At 45.2% G+C, this 1887-nt stretch carries 3 protein-coding genes; 1 reads left to right on the forward strand and 2 read right to left on the reverse strand.

What is annotated here, in order from left to right; translation table 11 throughout:
- Both BG32_RS00550 and BG32_RS00555 read right to left on the reverse strand, forming a co-directional pair.
- On the reverse strand, window positions 1-329 hold a 329-nt coding region (locus BG32_RS00550), incomplete at its 3' end, for a GTPase (protein WP_183084249.1).
- A 185-nt stretch (window positions 330-514) separates the two neighbouring features.
- Complete coding sequence (locus BG32_RS00555) at window positions 515-1198, reverse strand: Crp/Fnr family transcriptional regulator (protein ID WP_006492806.1); 684 nt, start codon at window positions 1196-1198, stop codon at window positions 515-517.
- 245 nt (window positions 1199-1443) lie between these two features.
- Between BG32_RS00555 and BG32_RS00560 the strand changes: the two genes are divergently transcribed.
- Window positions 1444-1887, forward strand: a 444-nt coding sequence (locus tag BG32_RS00560; RefSeq protein ID WP_259459402.1) for an HAD family phosphatase, incomplete at its 3' end; no start/stop codon positions are given.

Genomic DNA, 1887 nt, shown 5'->3' on the forward strand with positions numbered 1-1887 from the left:
GCTCCAGTGGGCCAAGGAACTGATGTGTCTTTGAAGGCTCGGACAACGGCCATAACGGCCTCTGAATTCTGAATAAACTGGAGAATGCGATTCTTCTCCTTCTGGTTTGCCGCAAGATCGTAGCCGGGAATATCGGTGAATGACACTGTTGCATATACTGTCTTTTTTGGATTGAAGATTTTCGAAAGTTCATCTACTCTTCTGTCGTGTACTTTCGCAACGGCCGTATGAGCCTCGTTCTTGTGACTGGAATGGGGTTCGACACCAGTTAGGAGGGTGAACAGCGTGCTTTTCCCGCTCAACGGTAGACCAAAGATGCCTATCTCCATAACAACGCCTCCTTTTGACACATCTATATTATCAGAATAGCGACTGCAATGGAAAGCCAGATTCAAGACAAGCGAGGGAAGGTGAGGGTTCTATAAAGTCCCTTCATCCATGAAATAGATTCACTGCAGAACGCCGTAGTGCAATTAGAACACTGCTGAAACGTAGCTTGGAATTGAAAAAGGGGCTACACCGTGTGACCGCTGATCCTCTTCAGGGCGGCTCTGTCCAGAATCCTTATCTGTCTTCCGTCCTGCTTGATTAACCCCTGCGCAACAAACTCAGAGAAAACTCTTGACAAAGAGGGTCTGGCCACTCCAAGAGCGTCAGCAAGCTCTTCCTTCGTAGTCTTCAGTTCGAACTCATCTCCCAGATCGTCACTTTGTCTGAGAAGAAAGTTTGCCAACCTTTGATTCAGAGTGTTCAAAGAGAGCATCCACACCTTTTCTGCCAGAGTAGTCAGTCTGTCTCCCATATCCCTAAGCAGGTTTCTCAAAAAGACCTCGTATTCCCTGCAAAGCCAGAGAATCCCATCTCTTTCGATGTAGAGAACCGCGGTTTTCGCTGTTGAGACTATATCTACTGGAAGATGATTCTCTGTAGCGAAGAGAAAGCCGGAAGCAAGTATAGACGGAGCCTCCATCGTTTCAATCGTTATGACCTTGCCGGAAAAGTCCTGCATTTGCGCCTTTGTCTGTCCTTGAAGAAGGACGAGCATTTCATCACAGACTGAGTTCTGTTCTTCGATAAGTTCTCCGGGATGGAAGAAACTGATCCTGTGCTTCACACTTCCGAAGATCCTTTCAAGCTCGCCGACTTTTATCCCTTCAAACAAAGTGCATCTTCCCAGATTGAAAATTAATGGATTCAAAAGTCACCCCCGTGAAAGGTCGATTCATTTTGATTATAACCAGATTAGTTGTTTTTTGGTGTTCGGTTTGCTGTTTTCCAGCAGTTTAAGTCTTAAGCGCTTGATTTTGGCATCCATTAAATAGTATGATATTTTTAGTATACTTTGATATCTTCTTTAGGAGTTGTTGCGGGTCAGCATTTTAGCTAATCTCAAGTTTTTGAGTCCGCAGCTTGTACTCTTGTAAAGACATAATGGAGGCAATCTTGAGACTTTTCATATTCGATGTGGGTGGGGTTGTTGCAGAAAATACAAGTGTGGTTCCGTCGATAAGCGGCTTTCTCGGTATCTCGAAAGAGGAGTTTGTGGAGATTGCGGAAATGGATAATCTCCTTGCTTTGCAGACGGGAAGAATCACGGTAGAGGAATTCGTTTACGTTTTCTCTCGAAAGCTCGGTAGACCGGTCCCGGGGAATATCTGGGACATGTTTTTCAAACCGACTCCAATGGAGGAGACCGTCAGAATAATCGAGAGACTTCGAAGAAAATATAGGGTGGTTGCCGGCACAAATACAATCGAGTCACACTACGAAATACACAAGTCGCGGGGCGACTACGAACTCTTCGACAGGGTATATGCATCACATTTGATCGGATATGCAAAACCAGACAAGGCATTTTACAGTCATATCCTTCGTGAAGAGAATTGC

The sequence above is a fragment of the Mesotoga sp. HF07.pep.5.2.highcov genome (assembly GCF_003666285.1).
Classification (GTDB): domain Bacteria; phylum Thermotogota; class Thermotogae; order Petrotogales; family Kosmotogaceae; genus Mesotoga; species Mesotoga prima.